The following is a 20,303-nucleotide window of genomic DNA, read 5'->3' on the forward strand; positions in this document are numbered from 1 at the left end:
TATATTAATTACCTATTAATCAACCTATATAACAATTTAAAAAAGAAAAAACCCACTCTTTTTGATTTTAATAAAGCGAAACAGATTTTATCTGAAGTTTTAGCATCTGTTTTCAAGACACCCAAAAGAGGATATTGGTTAAATTTAGTAATAATGCTACTATAGCTTTCTTTAAAAAGAATGGAAAAATGTTCTTGTCCTGACAGCTTAAATAAAACAATTAAAGCACTGCGTGATAAATGGGCAACACAAGTGTAAAAATTTAATTTATACTCTGGGTGTTTTACAACCTTTGATTCAAGGATATCAAGAGCCCTGATTAGATCCATGTTTCTTTTTATATCAAAGTTAGTTAATGAATCTTTTCGCACTCTATAATAATAAAGTGAAGCATTCGTCCTGACAACCTTATTAGCCTGGGCATTGAGTAAAGGGACTGTGACCGAATCTTCGTAAATAATACCTTCAGGAAAAAGATTATCTATATAAAATTCGCGCCGAGTCACCCTTAGCCATGGATAATTATGAAGTGATGAAAGAACACTTTTCGGGACTAATTCGAAAACAACTCCAGAAACATCCATCTCTTGTATCTCCGGAATTGTTCCATCATAAAACTTATGATAGGAGTAGACAAAAGTATCAGCTTCAGGATATTTTCTACGAGCCAAAGCAATATAATGGAAAAAAGTAGGTGATATTATATCGTCAGGATCCAGGCAGGATATAAACTCTCCTGAAGCATGAGTAATACCATAGTTTCGTGCAGAGGAAACTCCACCATTTTGTTTATTAAAAATAACGACCCTACTATCCTCTCTTGACAACTGAGAGAGGATTTCGGCTGATGAGTCCGTCGAACCATCATTAATGAATATGATCTCACAGGATAAGTCACATGCCTTGAATGGCTCGAAAAACCGCATGAGATAAGCTGAAACATTATAGACAGGTATGATGAAAGAAATATCAGGCATTAGTCCCCGAAATCCTATTTTTAGAATGTGCGACGAAAGCAAATATCATTGGAAATAAGAGTAAAATAATCTTCCATTCAAATAACAGATACACTCTCCCCATTAATATAAATTGGATAGCAATGTTAAAAACCTTCATCGCGATAAATAATAATACATAATCCTTATTTCTTAAAGTAAATACGGTAAACCATAGCGCCAACGCAAGAAAAATAGCGAGAACAGTACAAACCAAAAGAGATAAGAACGGTCCGAAGAATAAAAGTATGTTAGCAGGAAATGCCATTGTTAAAGCAATCCCTGCATCCTGATATACCGAAAATAAATGCTGTGGCATGACCAATCCCATAAGATATGACATACCTGTATCTTCTGGAAATGCCCCTATCCCAAAGAAATTATAGATAATATCGGAAGCACCAAAATCTTGCAAGGCCGCACTCTCTATAAGCCCCCACCATAATTGGCTCTGCGCTGCAATCCTAATCTTTAGAGATTCAAAAGCAAGTGTGCTATCGCCAGATAGAGAAAAATAACTCGTCCAAACCAGAATTACAAAGATAAAGCCCAAGAATGAGCATAGAAGAATACTCTTAAATGACAATAACTTTTTATTAATACTACTATTTGAAGCGATAAGGAGACATACGCTAAAGAAAAGAAGCATTTGGAAAATGCCAGTAAATTTTTCGCCGACCAGAACCTGTGAAGTTATGCCCAAGAAAAATATAACCAAGATCATCTTATTTTTCGTTTTAGCATAAATACATCCAAGAATAAATACAGACTGTTCTACAAAAAGCCGAACAAGATTTCCCCAAGACGGTGCAATATTATTCCAATAATAAAATCGATCCTGCCCATAATTACTTGGACGACCATATTTAATTGAAATAAAGATAACTATAAGAGTAGCGACTAAAACAATGATTGGATATATTTTCTCAATAGCTGAGTTTACCAAAAATGAAGAATTTAAATTTACCCTAATACGTTCATTCAGAAAATTGAAAATATTACACGTAGCTAGTAATGTAATAACGGCGAGACTAACATTAATAGCCGTCGCACCATTTAGCGTTGACATCATACCAAGTTCAGGCAGAAAAACACCAGACTCAAGGATCAAACCACTTATAGCTGTTGTAAGGATTGACCATAGAAAGAAACTACTGATTATAAAAAAAGACTCTTTTTTTGCCAAAAAGTAAAACAATAATGATATATAACCAAAAACAATAGCAAAGTTTAAAATTTCAGAACCATGAACAATAACGCTAATCAAAAAAAGGCATATCCAGAACCACAGTATTAGCATTTAGCGATCCTTTAAATTTCGTAATATTTGCGTAGAGATAGCCTCAATAAACTCAGCCCCAGATGAAGAACCATAACTAATCGTCAGCGGGAAGCAAAGATAATCATATGCACCAACAAATTTAATATTATAATCATAATAATTAGCAGTCTGATTCTCTTGCATATGACTCAACGCATTATGAATATCCTTGTATCCTCTGCATTGATATACAAGCGGGTGCCCCATATAGAATACATCTCCGAAAACAGCAACTGGCTTATTCATTAATACAGCCTCATAACCCACAGTACTGGTTAGCGTAAATACACCTAAGGATTTTTTAATAAGTTCTTTTGAGTTTAAATTTGGGTTAGCAAGCTTTACATTTGGTAATTTTAATATTTTTTTGTAAAACTCATAACCTTCATAACCAGTTGCAGAGATATGATCTTTTACAACTAAAAATTTCCCATGAGGCAAGCTAAAAGATAAATTACGAATAAGGTTATATTCATCATAAAATTTTGCAAGAATCGACGTCGAGGATTCAGGATGATAATGTAACGGATACAAATAAAATGGTTGAGATGTAAGATCTTCACTAAATAATTTCTTAATCCTTTTTACACAGAACCAGCGTTTGACTTCTCTAAAGTTCATATAAAAACTTTTTAGTAATGGATTACCTACTTGGAATAAGTCATTTTTTCCTACTAATGTCTGCCTGATCGTCTCAGTAATAAATGTAAAATCACGTTTCTTAAATATTTTACTTATAAAGTTTACTGAGGAGAGACCATTGTTCTTCATATAATCAGGTTGAATATTCTGAATGTTATCAATATAGTTCTTAATTTCAGAATATTTATCAACACTCAATTCAGGAAGATTGTCAATTAAAGAACTAATCTCTCTAGATAATTGGTCATCTAAGGTAGAAAATAAAGATTTCCCAGGAAGTCGGCTTGCAGTTAGTCCTAAATATCTGACGCCGTATTTTTCGGCAACTCTATTTGCTGTATATGCTAATCCATTCGATACATTTTCGTAGAAAACAAAATTGAACATATCATTTCGGAATACATGTTCAAAAAAACGATATAAGTCGCTTGAAACAGTCCCCCAGAAGTTATCATCCTTTGAGTTAACAGAATGGTAGTAATTATCACGATCATAATCAGCATGAACATTCCATTTGTCATACTGACGCTGCGCTTGTGATTCAACATCAGTATTCTTTATATTTGAGAACTCTTCAAACGAAATAATATTACACTTAGTCTCATGTAATTTATATTTACGAATAGAAAACTCACTATCAGTCACAATGGTTATATCAACGCCTTTATTTTTTAATTCGATTGCCAATCTTTTAAACACGGGAGAAAAAATAGCATTATTAATTAAAATGACGCCCTTCACCATTGAACTCCTTAATAAAAAGAAAATATTTAGCTGAAAGAATAAATAAATTTGATCCAATCAGGCCAATTAAGATGGAAAGCATTCCATTGTCCGGTAGAGTTTTCACACCAACGAAAGATATAATAACAAAAAGTATCAACGCAATGACATTAACCTGGATAAGTGAAACATCTTTCTTCTTAGAATATAAAGCATAATGATACGGCATTGAAATATTTATCAATGATGTTGATGCCACAATCAAAATATACCAAATGAAATTATTAACATACTCTATCTTTCCAGTTATTTTTATCATTAAATAACAAGCTGGAATCGATAAAATAAACAATGAAAAATTATAGAAAAATATCTTTTTCTTAAATAAAGTAAATGTTTTTTGTGTTTCTATATTATTGCTCTCCTGAATTGCTTTAACCAAAGATGGATAGTATCTAGTTACAACTAATACATCAATAATTGCCTGTACTGCTGAGGATATTCCGAAGAAAAATACATAAACACCCAATTTAGGAGATGCAATAAAATGAACAGCAATAACCTTATCGAGATAGTTAATCGCACGAAGGCATAGTGTACCTAAGAAAAAATAGAAAGAAGTTTTAATTCCGCGCTTAAGCCACCCTAAATCTATCTTAAAATCTGAAAACATTACAGATTCGAATTTCACTATAAACGCTACTGCAATAAAAACTGATAAAGCAGAAAAAAACAGCCAGAAATAAAAAATTTGCTCAAGATTCACCATCTTAAAAAATAATAATGGAACACATAAATAACACCATATTCCAGACCTTATAAATAATATAAAGTTTGCGATTGTTATCCTTTCTTTAATAATTAAAATACGATAGCATTCTTGAGAAAGATGTTCAGTTATCGTCAATAAAAATAACAATCCACCAACATTTGTAATGGCTGATAAAGATAGTAGCCCGGGCCATACAACTGCTAATAATAAATAACTAAAAACAAAAAAAATGACAAGATTAAATAATATATTTCCGGTATTCTTTTTTACTTCCGGATCCAAAAGTTCTCTTGTCGAGTAGACATAAAAATCCAAACCAACAAAATATAACGATATGACTATTATACTAACATATAATCCGTAATCACCAACATCTTTGACAGTCAAGTATCTTGCTATAGCCACCATCAACAGAAACTTGCCACCAAGAGCAGCAACTCGTAGGGATAAATCAAATAGATAAGTTGGTATTTTAATTCTGTAGAACATTAAACCACCCTAAGATCATTTAGCCATCCTTGGCTATTGGCTTAGTTAAAATGATCCTCCAAGAGTGGAGTACCTTTAATAAGATTTTGCGTTGCAGTTTTCCCCATAACCTCATCATAATATTTTGGAGCCAACCCGTAACCCGGTCTGATGCTCTTTACATTCTCACTGGTTAGTTTTTCACCTTTTTTAATATCCTTCACTATATAGAGAGAACGGCGAAATTTCACATTACCTTTTTCACTCTCTTTACGCTCGTAGTTGATATGGCCCAACGCTTGCCATGCTGTCTTAGCATCGCGGCAAAGAGCCCCCAGCTCATCAGGTTCAAGCGAGAAACTGTCATCCGGCCCACCACCGTTACGATCTAACGTAACATGTTTTTCAATAACATTTGCACCAAGGACAACAGAAGCAATAGCCGTGGTATTATCAATAGTATGATCAGACAATCCTGTAATAACACCAAATCGCTCTGCCATATCTGGAATAGTTGCCAGATTATAGTCTTCAGCAGGTGCCGGGTAGCCACTTACGCAATGTAATACGACGAGTTCTTTACAGCCGCCTTCTCTGGCAGCATTAATGGCTTCCTGAATTTCTTTTTCGTCAGCCATGCCGGTTGAGATAATCATCGGCTTACCTGTTTTGGCTACATATTTAATCAATGGCAGGTCGATTGCTTCAAATGAAGCTATCTTATATGCAGGAGCGCCCAACTCCTCCAGTAAGTCAACAGCCGTATGATCAAACGGACTACTAAAAATAGTGATTCCCAGTTCTTTTGCTTTTTCGAATAAAGGTTTGTGCCATTCCCATGGCATCTGGGCACCTTTGTACAAATTGAACAGAGTTTGTCCATCCCATAATCCGCCATGAATCTGAAAATCTTCAGTGTCACAGTCAATAGTGATGGTATCTGCACGATAAGTTTGCAACTTGATTGCATCTGCTCCTGCTGCTTTAGCTTCTTCCATAATTTTGAATGCGCGATTAAGATCACCATTATGGTTAGCCGAAAGTTCAGCAATAATATAGGGAGGATGGTCTTTACCAATATTGCGACCATCAATTGTTATAAATTTATTCATTACTTCGTCTCGCTAATATATTCGCTGGGAGAGATTTTAATAAACCCAAGGCGTTCAAATAACTGATGTGATGCCTGATTTTCTGGCAGTACTGTCGCTAACATAGTGATATCATTATGCAACATTAAAGCGCGTCTGATAGCAGCACTAGCAACCCCCTTGCCATGACAACTTGCAGTCAGAAAAATTGAAATTTCACATTCCGCGCAAACATGCTTAAGCGGATCAAGTCGCAAAACACCACACGGACCATCATGTTCAATTATATAGAATGACGTTCCATTATCATTTAATTTACGCTGCATCCAGTCAACGTGGTTTTGATAGGAAGGAATTTCAGGATTGCGCGCATACTGACGAGTCTGCGGCTCACATTGAAGCTGATAAACAAAATCAATATCTTCTGTAGTAGCATGGCGAAGTGTAACATTTACACCATCTTTTGCAGATATGCGTACCATTTCCTGTATATCTCTGAAGAGTCCCAGCCCATCACAAATTTCCATCGCAAGGGCATGCTGCTTATGATAATGAGTAACTAAATTATGTAGCGCATTACAAAGTTCATCTTTACTGAAGTGATCTGCGTATAAAACAATTGCTCCAACTCTGGAAAGATTACGCGCAATAGTTATCTGGTTATCTGCAATCGCGACATTTACAGCAGGTAGCCCCATTGCACAGCGTTCCCAGGTTGTTCCCCCCATAGCACCAATTGCAAAATCATGCTCAAGCATGAGTTCCGCCATATTTGTAACATTGGTCAGAACATCGATTTTATATTTTGATCTTTCAGCAAGAGCATGTATCTCAGCGCTATATGGGCAAGCACTACCTAAAATAACAGTTATTTTTTCAATATTCTCAAAAACGGCTTGTTCAAGATATTTAAGAACTTTTCCTGTAACATTATGCGCATCAACACCGCCCATCGTTAGTATCAATGTCTTTGGTATAGCTAATCTGGCTTTGCGTTCTATTGATTGATGTCTTAATTGTGAAAATACCGGACTCAATAAAGCATACTTCGCACCAGCTAATATTCTGGCATTATTCTCATTTAAAGAAGAATATTCTTCCGCACTGCGCTGATATGTCTGGTCAATCAATAAATCACAGTGGTGTGGTCGGTTACACAGATCATCAATAACCACTAAGTTTGTATCTGGAAAGCATGTTTTAACCAGAATTTCCCATTCACTGTCGAGTGAATAATGATCAACAATAATAATATCTGGGTTATTGCATTGCTGTTTCACCAATGAAATAAATTGTTCTGCATCATCTCTTTGACTACCATTTAGCCAGGATTTTTCATCGCGAATATAAACATCTGGTTCATCAGAAACAGAGATGACTTTTACTGGAAAACCCTCCAGTCCAATTTTATCGAGGATATTACCTCGGTGATTTTTGGATATGAAAAAACACTGTGCACCTGAATATCTTAAGGTTTTCGCCAAGTTGAGGCATCTGATAATATGGCCAGAACCAATTGAAAGAGATGAATCAGCTCGCAGGAACACTTTCATTTTTAAACTCCATGGTTTTAAACAACCACTCAGCTACTCGCCAGTCTTCTGGAGTATCAATATCCTGAACACGTTCACGCGGAAGTTCAATCGAATAGGAATCTGCACTAAATATCGGCTTTTCATTCAACCATGCAAAAGATGTTCCCCAATAAAATTGTCCCGCATCGTGCCATGACTCCTCGAGATCCTGAGAACGTGCATGGAACATATCTGGTGAGAACATACTTATACGCTGTTCTGGACTTACTTTGAGTGCACGCTGAATCGGGTAAGGAAATCTTGTCACTGTGAAAGCGTAATCGCCTTTTTGTTCACGAAGTGTTCCCAAACCGCGAATAATATCTTCAGAACGGATGAAAGGCGCTGTTGCATAGATACAACAAACAAAGTCTGCTATGTAACCATCATTAATCAGCCAATTGATAGCATGGCGAATTACAGGGATCGTTCCAGCAAAATCATTCGAAAGCTCTTCAGGCCGCATAAACGGCACTTCCGCACCATATTTACGCGCGACCTCAGCAATTTCTTCATCATCTGTTGATACAATGATTCGGTCAAAGACGCCGCTCTGCTGAGCGGCTTCAATGGACCAGGCAATCATTGGTTTCCCACAAAATTCTTTAATATTTTTACGTGGTATACGCTTGCTACCGCCACGTGCAGGAATGATTGCCACATTCATTTAAAAGAACTCCCGAATACATTTGATAACGTAATTCTGCTCTTCATCAGAAAGTGTCGAGTACATCGGAATGCTGATTGCGCGCGAGTAATAGTTCTCAGCAATCGGGTAATCGCCTGCTTTATGTCCGAGTTGTTCATAATATGGCTGAGTATGAACAGGGATATAATGGACGTTAACGCCAATTCCTTTATCACGCAGGTAGTCAAAAAGCGGTTTACGCTGTGCTGGATCGTTAACCGTCAGAGGATAAAGATGTAGAGCACTGTAGCCACTTGGTGATTGAAGAGGAGTGGAAACAGGTACTCCCTCAAACGCCGCGTCATAACGTCTTGCCAATTCATGCCGACGGGCAACAAAATCCTCAATACGTTTTAACTGGCTCACACCCAAAGCCGCCTGCAATTCGGTCATACGATAATTCAAACCGAGATCAACCTGCTGATAGTACCAACCTCCTTCCGTGGCTTTCGTCATTTTATCACCATCGCGGGTAATGCCATGACTACGAAAAAGCTGTAATTTTTCAGCCAGGGAATCACAGTTGGTGAGCGCCATGCCGCCTTCTGCTGTCGTTATAATTTTTACCGGATGAAAGCTCAGTATCGTAATATCGGCAAAACGAGAATTACCAATTTTAACACCCTGATAACTACCGCCAATTGCATGTGATGCATCTTCAATAATGGCAAAACCATACTCTTTAGACAGTTGATGAATTTCTTCCATCTCACATGATTGACCAGCGAAAGCAACAGGAACAACAACTTTTGGTAATACGCCGTTAGCCTTAGCAGTAACCAATTTAGCTTTTAGCGCGCTCACACTCATATTGTAGGTTTGCGGATCGATATCGACAAAACTAACATTGGCTCCACAATACAAAGCACAATTAGCCGAAGCGACAAACGTATTCGGAGACGTCCATAACCAGTCACCTTTCTTCAGGCCTAACGCCAGGCAAGCAACGTGTAACGCAGAGGTCGCACTGTTCACAGCAACGGCATGTTTAACACCGACATAATCTGCAATAGCTTGCTCAAACTGTGGTACACATGGTCCTTGGGTCAAAAAATCTGACTTCAATACGTCCACAACTGCATTGATATCTTCATCAGAGATATCCTGTCGTCCATAAGGAATAAATTTCATCAGATATTGCCTACTTTTTCGCGGTTTTCATCAATCCACTGACGAAGCTCCTCAATACTCATCCATTCCGTATTGCTGTCGCTCTCGTACACGAATCCTTCCGGCACTCTCTTACCGTCTTTGATACGTTCAGGAGAGTCACACCAGTTGTGAATAGCAGGCAGGATTTTGAAATGTTCTGGGTATTCATAGGTATAATGTGCATCTTCCGCACTGATCATCTGCTCATGCAGTTTTTCACCAGGGCGAATACCAATGACTTTCTGAGTTGCATCCGGGGCAACAGCGGTAGCAACATCGGTAACTTTCATTGATGGGATTTTTTTCACGTAAATCTCACCGCCAACCATATCGTTGAAAGCATGCCATACCAGTTCAACGCCCTGTTCCAGGGTAATCATAAAGCGGGTCATACGATCATCAGTAATAGGCAGTTCACCTTTATCTTTAATGGAAAGGAAGAAAGGGATGACTGAACCACGAGAACCCATTACATTACCGTAACGGACAACGGCAAAACGCGTTTTGGTTGCACCAGAGTAGGAATTACCCGCAACAAACAGTTTGTCAGAGGCCAGTTTGGTTGCACCGTAAAGATTAGCCGGGCTACTCGCTTTATCTGTTGAGAGTGCAACAACACGTTCAATGCCTTTATCAATACATGCATCAATAACGTTCATCGCACCGTTAATATTTGTTTTTACACACTCGAATGGGTTGTATTCTGCTGTCGGTACAATCTTAGTTGCTGCTGCATGGACGACGAAATCAACACCATCTAATGCACGGTATAAACGATCTTTATCGCGAACATCGCCAATGAAGAAACGAATACGGCTTTCATCTTTAAAATGCTTCGCCATTTCCCACTGTTTCATTTCGTCACGAGAATAAATGATAATCTTTTTCGGATTATATTTTTCCAATGTCATTCGAACAAATTTATTACCAAAAGACCCCGTACCACCAGTTACCAGAATAGTTTTATTATCAAACATGTTTATTCACCGAAAAATATACTATTTAGATTGTTACAATAATGGCCTATTGTAACGCAAATCTCTAACTATGTTTTACGCACGCTACCGCCCCTGGCTTAACAGCTACCAGTGTACTGCATGCATTCCAGAAATGTTACGAGCCTGCCGATCCTGGCAAAGCGCTCTAAAACTCAAACGCTAATTGTCTTACCAAACAAGGTCAGAAACAAGGAAAAATGCCACAAAACCATAACGAAAATTTGGTGGCTAACACATTGTTATTAAGGATATTTATATGAAACAAAAACGGCAGAAACATCCAAAGACACCTGGATGTTTCTGCCGTCATTATTTTTATAACATCCGCCTCTGGCGATCGGCTTAGCTTACTCGTTAAGCAACGCCTCAATTCCCTTCCGAAACTTCGCTCCTTCCTTCAGGTTGCGCAGCCCGTACTTCACAAACGCTTGCATATAGCCCATTTTCTTACCGCAGTCGTAGCTATCGCCTGTCATCAGCATGGCGTCAACAGACTGTTTTTTCGCCAGTTCTGCAATTGCATCCGTCAACTGGATACGGCCCCAGGCGCCGGGTTCTGTTCTTTCCAGTTCTGCCCAGATATCTGCCGACAACACATAGCGGCCTACCGCCATCAGATCTGAGTCCAGCGTCTGCGGTTGATCCGGCTTTTCAATGAACTCAACAATACGGCTGACTTTCCCCTCATTATCCAGAGGTTCTTTGGTCTGGATAACGGAATACTCTGAAAGGTCGCCTTTCATGCGTTTTGCCAGCACCTGGCTGCGTCCCGTTTCGTTGAAACGCGCTACCATTGCCGCAAGATTATAGCGAAGCGGATCGGCCGTCGCGTCATCAATGATGATATCAGGCAGCACCACCACAAACGGGTTGTCGCCAATCACAGGACGCGCGCATAAAATGGAATGCCCCAGACCCAGCGGTTGAGCCTGGCGAACGTTCATAATCGTCACGCCTGGTGGGCAAATGGACTGCACTTCCGCCAGCAACTGACGTTTCACGCGTTGCTCCAGAAGTGACTCTAATTCGTAGGAGGTGTCGAAGTGGTTCTCTACCGCATTTTTGGAAGCGTGAGTAACCAGAACGATTTCTTTGATCCCAGCAGCAACAATTTCGTCAACAATGTACTGTACCATCGGTTTGTCAACAATCGGCAGCATCTCTTTGGGGATTGCCTTGGTGGCAGGCAACATGTGCATACCCAGACCAGCTACCGGAATAACTGCTTTCAAATTAATCATTATTTCATCCACCTATAAAATGGTTGCTGAATTATAGCTCTTTAGCATGTTTTAGCCAGCATGAATTACATTATGGCGTTGGATGTGATGGTACGCCGCTTATCCGCAGATTGCAGTAGCCATAATCTTAAGTATGAGTAACTTTCGCCAGGAATGGTCGCAAAACTACCTCCCCCGCTCCGGCAACCTGAAATTGACCGCTTCCACATTCACCACCTTGTGGTTAATCCTGTCGATATCGACAGAGCTCTGCCCCTTCTCATTGACTGCATGAACGTTCGCCAGCGACAGCAAGGTGTCCTGTTTCGCCATAAACTTGCCGCGTATATCTTTACGCAGATCAAAGTGCATCTTCAGCGCGGGCCCTGTCGCAGACTCCTGCATTACCTTGATATTACGCAGGAAAAGATGCTGAGGCTGGTTGTGTAGTTCAAGCGTAGCGCGCTTCATCTCCAGATTGGTGATCGCCACAAAGGAGGTCGCATTCCCTGAAGAGATCTGAATGCCGCGCAGTTTATAGTCCAGGCGAGTGTTATCAAGATGAATATCATTTAATTTGAAGTTTTGCGGAATGGATAAATATTTGCCTTTGACGACGCCATAGCCAATAAGCATCCCCGCACAATTCACCATATCGATATTATCAATCACGAAATTATCACACCCATAAATTGCTACCGTCGCATTATCAATGCCCGCTTTCTTACTGAAATCAGGCGTGATATTCCGCGCTTTTACATTACGAATGATAAAGTGTTTTCCGTTCTCCACATGAACCAGTTGTCGGCAATCCGATCCGGTAATATTGGCCACGACAAAGTTCTTTACGGTTTGTTCTTCCGGGTAGGCATTATCGTAGGTGCTGCCCGCTAGCCCGATGCCAATCCCCCAATTGATTTTCCCGTTGGTGCAGTCGATGCGTTCTATAACATGGTCAGAGATCAGAATGTTACGATCGTTAATCGCCACGTTCCATTCGATGGCATCCCCTTGCAGATCGCTGAATCGGCTGTTGGTGATGCGCGCGCCGTCCACCTGGTTGTGGAATCCCTGGCGCAGAATGGCGTAATTTGCATGGCTGACCGTAATATCATCAATGGTGAGATTACGCATCACTCGCGGCTTTTTGCCGCCAATGTAGATCTGGGTAACGGGGCCGAACCCGCTCATGGCAATCCCCCTGATGGTGCAATCTGAACCGCGCACATCCAGGGTGATGTTGTGCAGGCTGCCGCCCTGCTCCCCTGTTACCTGGCAGCCATCCTGCAACACAAACCGACCGCAACCATTGCCGCTTAAGCGCCCACGCACATGCAGCGTTTTTCCTGCCGGGATAAAGATGCCGGTATTGACGTTCTCGCAGACCAGCCCCGCAGGAACAACAACCGTCTGCGCTTCGCTAAACGCCTGTTTAAACGAGGCTATCCAGTCTCGGGGGTTATAATCCTGAATATTGACGGTTTGCCGGGGTTCAAGCGCGCGGGCAAAGGGGGAATGGAGGACAGGAAGTGCGGCAAGCGCAGAGCCTGCCGTCAGGAAGGTGCGACGGGAGAGTTTATTCTCTGGCATACAACCTCGGTTTACATCGTTTGCAGCAGGCTGGCTAACTGTTGATTAATCACCTGCTGATTAAAATCAGCCTCAACTTTTTCACGGGCGCGTTGTACCACAGGCCGCAACGACTCGGTGTCAATGCGACTGAATGCCGCCAGTTGCTCCGCCAACGCCTCAGCATCATTTTCAGGCACCAGCCAGCCCGACTTGCCGGCATCCACCAGTTCAGGAATTCCGCTGTGAACGGTTGAAACCACCGGCAGCCCGACTGCCATCGCTTCCATCAGCGCCACCGGAATACCTTCCATATCGCCATCCGTACCGGTGATGGACGGCAGCAGAAACACATCCGCGTCATCCAGCATCTTTTTCACTTCATGGCTGGGCTTAAAGCCGGGCATCTCAATCACATCATCAAGCTGGTACTGCTCAATCAATGTGCGCAGGCGTCTCTCCCACGGCCCCATGCCCAGGATGCGATAACGAAACGCTACCCCCTGCGCTTTGAGCTGTCGGCAGGCCTCAATCGCTACGTGCAGTCCTTTCTTCTCGGTTAATCGCGCCACGGAGATAATCTCCAGTGGCGTACCCGGCGCTTTTACCGGACGGTGAGTAAAGCGCGTCATATCGACGCCCATCCGCGAGACCGCAATTTTCTCGGGCGGGCACCCCATCGTTTTAAGGCGTCCCGCCCATAATTCACTGATGGGCAGCATGAGATCGCCACGCTGGAACAGACGCTGATATTCAGGCGTGTAGTGATTGAGTACATCGCGGTGCGATACATCAATACCGTGAAAAACGGTGGAGATTTTGCCTTTGATCACGCCAAGTTCCCGCAACTTCGCCGCCGTTACGCCCGCCGGGCCAAAATGGGCGATAAAAACATCCGCCTGGAACATTTTTGGCGTCAGCCCGCAGATTGCGGATAGAATCAGGTTGCGCGCTTCATCACCGTAACGCGAAACATTCAGCGCCTTCCAGGTCGATGCGCGCGTACCGCCACGCAAAGACGCAATGGCGCGATAGCGCAGCTTCGCCAGCTTGCCTTCCGGCTCATCCAGCAGCCAGTGCGTTTTTTCACCCAGGCGGTAGATGTCATACGCCGCATGCGTGTTCTCAAGGTCGCCTTTATGCAACGCGACAATTTCCACCTCAAACCCCATATCGATAAACGCGGTGATCTGGTTCAGCACGAAGGTCTCTGACGACAGTGGGAACTTCAGTAAAAAGAAGCTGACCTTCATTTCCCCTCCCCGATACGGGTTAACACTGACTGCACCATGCGAAAGCCCTGTTCACGCTCGCGGTTTACGGCGTCCGCCAATCGCGCGTTGAGCGCGGGCAACTGCCCCAGCGTATCGGCCACCATCGCTTCCAGGCTGCCGTCCAGCAAATGACGAATGTCGATCGCCATTTCAGGCAATCCCAGCTGTTGCATAATTCCGGCAGATTTGTGCTCATAATTAATGGCAATCGCAGGGGTCGCGAAATTCATGGAAATAATGGCGGAATGCAGGCGCGTGCCCACGGTCAGTTCACAGGCGCCGAGGATTTTCCCCATTTCAAGATCGTTGAGTTCGTCCATTACCACATGGTAACGATCCGGGTCGCTGACGTGCTGGCGCAGGTTTAACGCCACCATGCGATCGTCTTTGTTATAGCTGTCGATACCGGTACAGGTTGACAGCGCAATCACCTGATAGCCTTCCTCAAGGATACGGTTCACCACGCCAGCAAACGCCTTCTCGTAAGCCTGTTGGGTGGTTCCCAGACGCTTATCGAATGGCGCCAGTTCACGCAGCGTAATCGCAACCGTCTTTTGCTTTCCGGCAAGGGCTAACCAGTGCTGAACGGCATAACCCGGTTCAAAATCGTCATTGTGATGATCAACCAGCCAGGCGGTATCGACCCCCGCTTCAACTTTCGTCGTGGTGATATCGCTACGCTTCATCAGCTCCAGACTGACTGATTCACGCAGGATCAACGCATCACAATGACCAAAGACGTAATTCGCCAGCGTGTTGAACTGCTCGTCCTGGAAGGGGCCGACGCTGTGACCAATCATATACAACGGCTTCTTCGCCATAAAAGTACACAGCGCATGTTCAAACTGCGGCACACCGTACAGATCGACGAAAAACGAGCCCCCGACCTGGATAATGGCGTCATAACCGGATAACAGACGCACGAAGTCGGTAAACCCTTGCGCAATGGCAATATTGCGCAGCTTGCCGGTATCGGTGACGCGGGAGAGCAGTACCTGATGCTGATAGCGGCGACGCAGCACTTTTTTCACGCGCCCCATCACGCCCGCCGCGTTATTGTGCTGTTTCATCTGCGAATAGAGCGGATCGCCCATCACCGGGCGATTCAATAACCAGGATGAGCTCACCGGATAGCGACTCATCACATCCACTTCTGCGTCAGGCTCAAGACGGTTAATGGCATCCAGCAGGCCGCGCAAAATTGCGCTGTCGCCACGGTTGCCGCAGGTGTGGTTGCCCAGGATCAGTAATTTCATATTTGCCCCTTAAAATCGTTGCCGGATGGCGGCTGTCGCCTTATCCGGCCTACAGCAAAATCAATTCATAGGCCGGATACGATGTGTAAACGTCGCCATCCGGCAAAAGTTATCCTGCGCGAAGCAGTGTTTTCATTTTTTCGCTACGGCAAAACTGGCGCTTCATCTCCACCACCAGCGGATGGCGCGAAAGCACAATCATCACGGTGAAGGCCAGCGCGCCCGCCACGATTTGTGTTGCCAGCAGTACGCTCAGCGGCAGATGTCCATTCAGCGCAATCCCCAACCCATAGCTCACCGCCAGGGTAGGTAAAGAGAGATAAAACGGTAGCCACAGGCTAAGGATGTACTGGCGGTAACTCGACCCCAGCACCGGTTTAATCATGACGAAATAGCTCAGAACGGTATTGATGATCTGCACCAGCAGGAAGCCCAGCGTCACGCCTGTCGCCCCCGCCAGATGGCCGCCAACGATAATTGCCGGAATGAACAGAAAGGTTTTGAACACATTGAATTTGAAGCTGATATCGACGCGCGCTTTCGCCATCAGCAACGAACCAATCGGGTTGCCGACAGAGCGCAACAGCCCCACCACGCACAGCAGTTGCAGCACCGGAATGATGCTGTTCCACTTCTCGCCAAAAACCAGCGGTACAAAATTATTCGATACCACCATCAGACCGAGCAACGCGGGAAAATTAATAATCCCCACGACCGACAGCAGCTTGTAGAAGTTGACGCGCAGCTTCTCCGTATCATCCTGAATTTTGGCGAACGCCGGGAACAATACGCGGGTAATGATCGGGTTAAGCTTCATTGGCGGAACTACCGCCACGTTATAAGCAAGGTTGTATCCCCCGGCGACGCTCGCGCCGAGAATACGCGCCAGCACCAGCGTCGACAGGTTAGTATTGACGTAATTGATGATGCTGTCCGCCGTCAGCCATGCGCCAAAGCGCAGGTTCGACGAAACAGACGCCAGCGAAAAATGCAGACCGGGGCGGTAGATCTTCCGGCCAAAATAGCCGAACAGCAGCGTACGGACGGCGCTGTTGACCAGATAGCCGAGAATCGCCGTCATTGCCAGCGGCCAGAAATGGGCGCTGACCACGGTAAAGGTGAACCCCGCCAGCACCGAGCTGGTCTCGATCATGCCTATTTTGTTAAATTCCAGCTCCTTTTGCATCAACGCGCGAAATTGCTGCCCGTGAGGGATCACCACAAACGCCAGCGACAGGGTTTTAATCAGCGGCGCCAGATCGGGGTTATGCAGCACGTTGCCGATCACGTCGCTAAGCAAAAACACCACAACGCACACCGCCAGCCCTAAGCCAACGTTCAGCCAGTACAGGGTGGTGAGTTCGAGGTGGCTTATCGTTTTACGCTGGATAATGGAGTTGGCAATACCGAAGTCCGACAGCGTATCGGCGAGGGCGATAATCACCAGCGACACGGTCAGCAGACCAAACTGGTGATTATCAATAATCCGCGCCAGCACGGTCATCTGAATCAGTCCCAGCCCGATGATGATAACCGTAGCGATCGCCGACCACTTCGCCCCACTGATGGTTTTTTCTCGTAAGCTCATGATCGTTCCTCAGTACGCCGCTTTATTCACAAAGCCTTTGAACACCGTCAGAAAAACAATCTTGATGTCAAACCACACGCTCCACTCACGGATGTACTCCAGATCAAACTCCACGCGCTTTTCCATTTTCTCCAGCGTGTCGGTCTCGCCGCGCCAGCCGTTGATCTGCGCCCACCCCGTAATGCCGGGTTTGACTTTATGGCGCAGCATGTAGCCTTCGATAAGCTGGCGATACTGCTCGTTATGCGCCACCGCGTGCGGACGCGGCCCGACGATAGACATGCCGCCGGTCAGAACGTTGATAAACTGCGGCAGTTCATCAAGCGAGGTACGGCGCAGAAAATTCCCCACGCGGGTTACACGCGGGTCGTTTTGCGTCGCCTGCGTCACCACTTTGTCGTTTTCCATCACCTTCATGGAGCGGAATTTCCACACTTTGATCGGCTTACCGTCCATGCCATAACGAGTCTGACGGAAAATAATCGGCCCTGGCGAACTGAATTTGACCGCCAGCGCAATGCAGCACAGCACCGGAGAGATCAGCAGCAGAATCAGCGACGCCAGCACGATATCTTCCGCGCGTTTCAGCAGACGATTGATCCCTGACAGCGGCGTGTCATACAGCGGCACGACCGGCACGCCGCTTACCTCTTCAATACGCGAGTGCAGAATATTGAAGGTAAAAACATCCGGGATGAGGATTACCGAGCAGGTAGTGTCCGCCAGAGCGCGCACCAGTTTTTTTACCTGCGCCCCGTCACTCATCGACATGGCGATATAGACGTTATGAATGCGTGAGGCTTTGGCATCCTCGACCAGTTGTTGCAGATTTCCGGCCCAGTCAGAAGAGACGCCGCCCGGTTTCGGATCGTAGTAAACGCCGACCACTTCAAAACCCAACCACGGCTCCTTGCGGAAGCTGTCCAGCAGCGACTGACCGGCAGGAAGATCCCCCGCCACCGCCACCCGGCGCGTGTTGTACCCACGGTTACGCAGCCATCCGGCTCCGTAGCGAATGAACGAGCGGCAGACCACCAGACCCACGCTGGAGAGCGCATACCACGCCAGCCAGACGGTAAGACGGTTATCGAAGTCGTTATTGAAGGCAATCAGGCCCGCGCTGAAGACCAGACTCAGCGTCCAGTTTTGCAGCAGCAGCGCCAGTTCCGTCGAAATCTTCACGCCGCGCCAGGAACGGTAAAAATCAGTTATGCCGCCCAGCATCTGAAAAACCACCAGCGTGATCAGCGCCACCAACAGATGCATATACAGGAAAGGCAATCCGCTCAGCTTGCAGACAACCCATAACCCGCCAAACATGATGGTGATATCCGAAAAGCGTTGCACCATAGAGATTAACGATGCATTGGTTTTGGCTCGCTCGCGCTTTTTTAGATTTGTCATCGTTGTTCCTGTTATTAGCCCCTTACCCGTCGCCGGGTAAGGGAAGAACAGACATTACTGATTCAGCAACGTCAGCAGGGTTCGCGTTCGCGCTTCCATCAGCGGAATGTCGCCGCGTGATTCCACGTTCAGCCGCACCACCGGTTCGGTATTGGAAGAACGCAGGTTGAAGCGCCAGTCGGCAAACGACATGCTGATGCCGTCAGTTCTGTCCACCGTCAGCGCTTCACGCGCAAAGTGTGCTTCCACCCGGCTGATGGCGGCCGCAGGCTCTGCCAGTTTGCTGTTGATTTCACCGCTGGCCGGGAACGCCGCCATCCGGTCGCGCACCAGTTCCCCCAGCGACTGCCCTTTCAGACATACCAGCTCCGCCACCAGCAGCCACGGGATCATCCCGCTGTCGCAGTACGCAAAATCACGGAAGTAGTGATGGGCGCTCATTTCGCCGCCGTAGATAGCATCTTCATAGCGCATACGTTCTTTAATGAAGGCATGACCGGTTTTCGACATCACCGGCGTGCCGCCCGCCGCCGTCACCACATCAACAGTGTTCCAGGACAAACGCGGGTCGTGGATGATCTTCGCCCCCGGGTGTTTCTCCAGAAATGCCTCCGCCAGCAGGCCGACAATGTAGTAGCCCTCAATGAACTGCCCTTTCTCATCAAACAGGAAGCAGCGGTCGAAATCCCCGTCGAAGGCAATGCCCATATCTGCGCCGTGTTCAATAACGGCGTTGCGGGTGTCATCGCGACACTCCGGCAGCAGCGGATTAGGGATGCCGTTCGGGAAGTTGCCGTCCGGCGTGTTGTGGATTTTGATGAAGTCAACCGGCACACCCTGCGCCTTAAAGCGGGCTTCAATGGCATCCACCACCGGGCCTGCCGCACCGTTGCCGGAGTTGATGACCAACTTCAATGGCGTGAGATTGTTGACGTTGATGTAGCCGAACAGGTGGTCGATGTAGGCGTCACGCAGATTGATCTGCTTATAGCTGCCGCGTCTGGCTTCGTTGACCGGTGGAAAATCATTGGCTTCCGCCAGACGCTGCACGTCGCGCAGGCCGGTGTCGCCGCTGATGGGGCGCGCGCCCTCGCGCACCAGTTTCATACCGTTGTAGTCCATCGGGTTATGGCTGGCGGTCACTTCAATACCGCCATCGACGCCCAGATGGAAGGTCGCAAAATAGATCTCTTCCGTGCCGGAAAGGCCAATATCCAGTACGTCAACGCCCGCATCCTGCAACCCTTTCGCCAGCGCCAGTTTCAGCGACTCGCTTGTCAGGCGCACATCGCCGCCCAGCACAATGGTTTTCGGTTGCAGGAACTCGCCGTAAGCGCGGCCAATACGCCACGCGATATCCTCATTCAACTCTTCGCCCAGCCTGCCGCGAATATCGTAGGCTTTAAAACAGGTTAATTTCGTCATGTTTTTACCCTTCTTCAGGCAACAGTTGGCCCTGACTCTCGTAAGAGCCTTTTTCAATTTTTGTTTTATTGCCCGGTGACGCTGCGCTTACCGGGACTACGGACCTGTAGGCCGGATAAGCAACGCGCCATCCGGCAACTTAC

The 20,303-nt window shown here is 45.3% G+C and carries 16 protein-coding genes; all 16 read right to left on the reverse strand.

Annotation, left to right across the window (positions count from 1 at the left end):
- Positions 1-8 precede the first annotated feature (8 nt).
- Complete coding sequence (locus OGV79_RS18070; protein ID WP_058669378.1) at positions 9-977, reverse strand: glycosyltransferase family 2 protein; 969 nt, start codon at positions 975-977, stop codon at positions 9-11.
- Positions 970-2,295: a DUF6418 domain-containing protein gene (locus OGV79_RS18075; RefSeq protein ID WP_286468772.1), complete on the reverse strand. Its 1,326-nt coding sequence runs from the start codon at positions 2,293-2,295 to the stop codon at positions 970-972. The genes OGV79_RS18070 and OGV79_RS18075 overlap by 8 nt, the downstream gene beginning before the upstream one ends.
- The gene (locus tag OGV79_RS18080; RefSeq protein WP_058669380.1) at positions 2,296-3,702 is read right to left on the reverse strand and encodes a capsular polysaccharide export protein, LipB/KpsS family; all 1,407 of its coding nucleotides are present in this window, start codon (positions 3,700-3,702) and stop codon (positions 2,296-2,298) included.
- Entirely contained in the window at positions 3,677-4,942 is a 1,266-nt protein-coding gene (locus OGV79_RS18085) for a lipopolysaccharide biosynthesis protein (protein ID WP_230010536.1), read from the reverse strand. The genes OGV79_RS18080 and OGV79_RS18085 overlap by 26 nt, the downstream gene beginning before the upstream one ends.
- A gap of 41 nt (positions 4,943-4,983) precedes the next feature.
- A complete protein-coding gene (pseI, locus tag OGV79_RS18090) occupies positions 4,984-6,033 on the reverse strand; it encodes a pseudaminic acid synthase (protein WP_058669382.1) in 1,050 nt (349 codons plus the stop codon).
- Positions 6,033-7,565, reverse strand: coding sequence for a UDP-2,4-diacetamido-2,4,6-trideoxy-beta-L-altropyranose hydrolase (pseG, locus tag OGV79_RS18095; protein ID WP_230010534.1), 1,533 nt, complete (start codon positions 7,563-7,565; stop codon positions 6,033-6,035). The genes pseI and pseG overlap by 1 nt, the downstream gene beginning before the upstream one ends.
- Positions 7,543-8,253, reverse strand: coding sequence for a pseudaminic acid cytidylyltransferase (pseF, locus tag OGV79_RS18100; RefSeq protein ID WP_153257710.1), 711 nt, complete (start codon positions 8,251-8,253; stop codon positions 7,543-7,545). The genes pseG and pseF overlap by 23 nt, the downstream gene beginning before the upstream one ends.
- Entirely contained in the window at positions 8,254-9,405 is a 1,152-nt protein-coding gene (gene pseC, locus OGV79_RS18105) for a UDP-4-amino-4,6-dideoxy-N-acetyl-beta-L-altrosamine transaminase (RefSeq protein ID WP_275155041.1), read from the reverse strand.
- On the reverse strand, positions 9,405-10,403 hold the full coding sequence (pseB, locus tag OGV79_RS18110) for a UDP-N-acetylglucosamine 4,6-dehydratase (inverting) (RefSeq protein WP_058669386.1): 999 nt from the start codon (positions 10,401-10,403) through the stop codon (positions 9,405-9,407). The genes pseC and pseB overlap by 1 nt, the downstream gene beginning before the upstream one ends.
- Positions 10,404-10,771: 368 nt before the next feature.
- Positions 10,772-11,665 (reverse strand): UTP--glucose-1-phosphate uridylyltransferase GalF, encoded by an 894-nt coding sequence (gene galF, locus OGV79_RS18115; RefSeq protein ID WP_012131721.1) that lies wholly within the window; start codon positions 11,663-11,665, stop codon positions 10,772-10,774.
- 165 nt (positions 11,666-11,830) lie between these two features.
- Positions 11,831-13,234: a colanic acid biosynthesis protein WcaM gene (wcaM, locus tag OGV79_RS18120; protein ID WP_286468773.1), complete on the reverse strand. Its 1,404-nt coding sequence runs from the start codon at positions 13,232-13,234 to the stop codon at positions 11,831-11,833.
- A gap of 11 nt (positions 13,235-13,245) precedes the next feature.
- Positions 13,246-14,466 (reverse strand): colanic acid biosynthesis glycosyltransferase WcaL, encoded by a 1,221-nt coding sequence (wcaL, locus tag OGV79_RS18125; RefSeq protein WP_286468774.1) that lies wholly within the window; start codon positions 14,464-14,466, stop codon positions 13,246-13,248.
- Positions 14,463-15,743, reverse strand: a complete 1,281-nt coding sequence (wcaK, locus tag OGV79_RS18130) for a colanic acid biosynthesis pyruvyl transferase WcaK (protein WP_012131717.1) — start codon at positions 15,741-15,743, stop codon at positions 14,463-14,465. The genes wcaL and wcaK overlap by 4 nt, the downstream gene beginning before the upstream one ends.
- A 109-nt stretch (positions 15,744-15,852) precedes the next feature.
- Positions 15,853-17,331 carry a colanic acid undecaprenyl disphosphate flippase WzxC gene (wzxC, locus tag OGV79_RS18135; protein ID WP_286468775.1) on the reverse strand — a complete coding sequence of 493 codons (1,479 nt, stop codon included), beginning with the start codon at positions 17,329-17,331 and terminating at the stop codon, positions 15,853-15,855.
- A 9-nt stretch (positions 17,332-17,340) separates the two neighbouring features.
- Positions 17,341-18,735, reverse strand: coding sequence for an undecaprenyl-phosphate glucose phosphotransferase (wcaJ, locus tag OGV79_RS18140; RefSeq protein WP_047462612.1), 1,395 nt, complete (start codon positions 18,733-18,735; stop codon positions 17,341-17,343).
- 54 nt (positions 18,736-18,789) lie between these two features.
- Positions 18,790-20,160 (reverse strand): colanic acid biosynthesis phosphomannomutase CpsG, encoded by a 1,371-nt coding sequence (gene cpsG / locus OGV79_RS18145; RefSeq protein ID WP_200023466.1) that lies wholly within the window; start codon positions 20,158-20,160, stop codon positions 18,790-18,792.
- Positions 20,161-20,303: the final 143 nt, after the last annotated feature.

Source organism: Citrobacter sp. CK185 (genome assembly GCF_030333565.1).
GTDB lineage: Bacteria > Pseudomonadota > Gammaproteobacteria > Enterobacterales > Enterobacteriaceae > Citrobacter_B > Citrobacter_B koseri.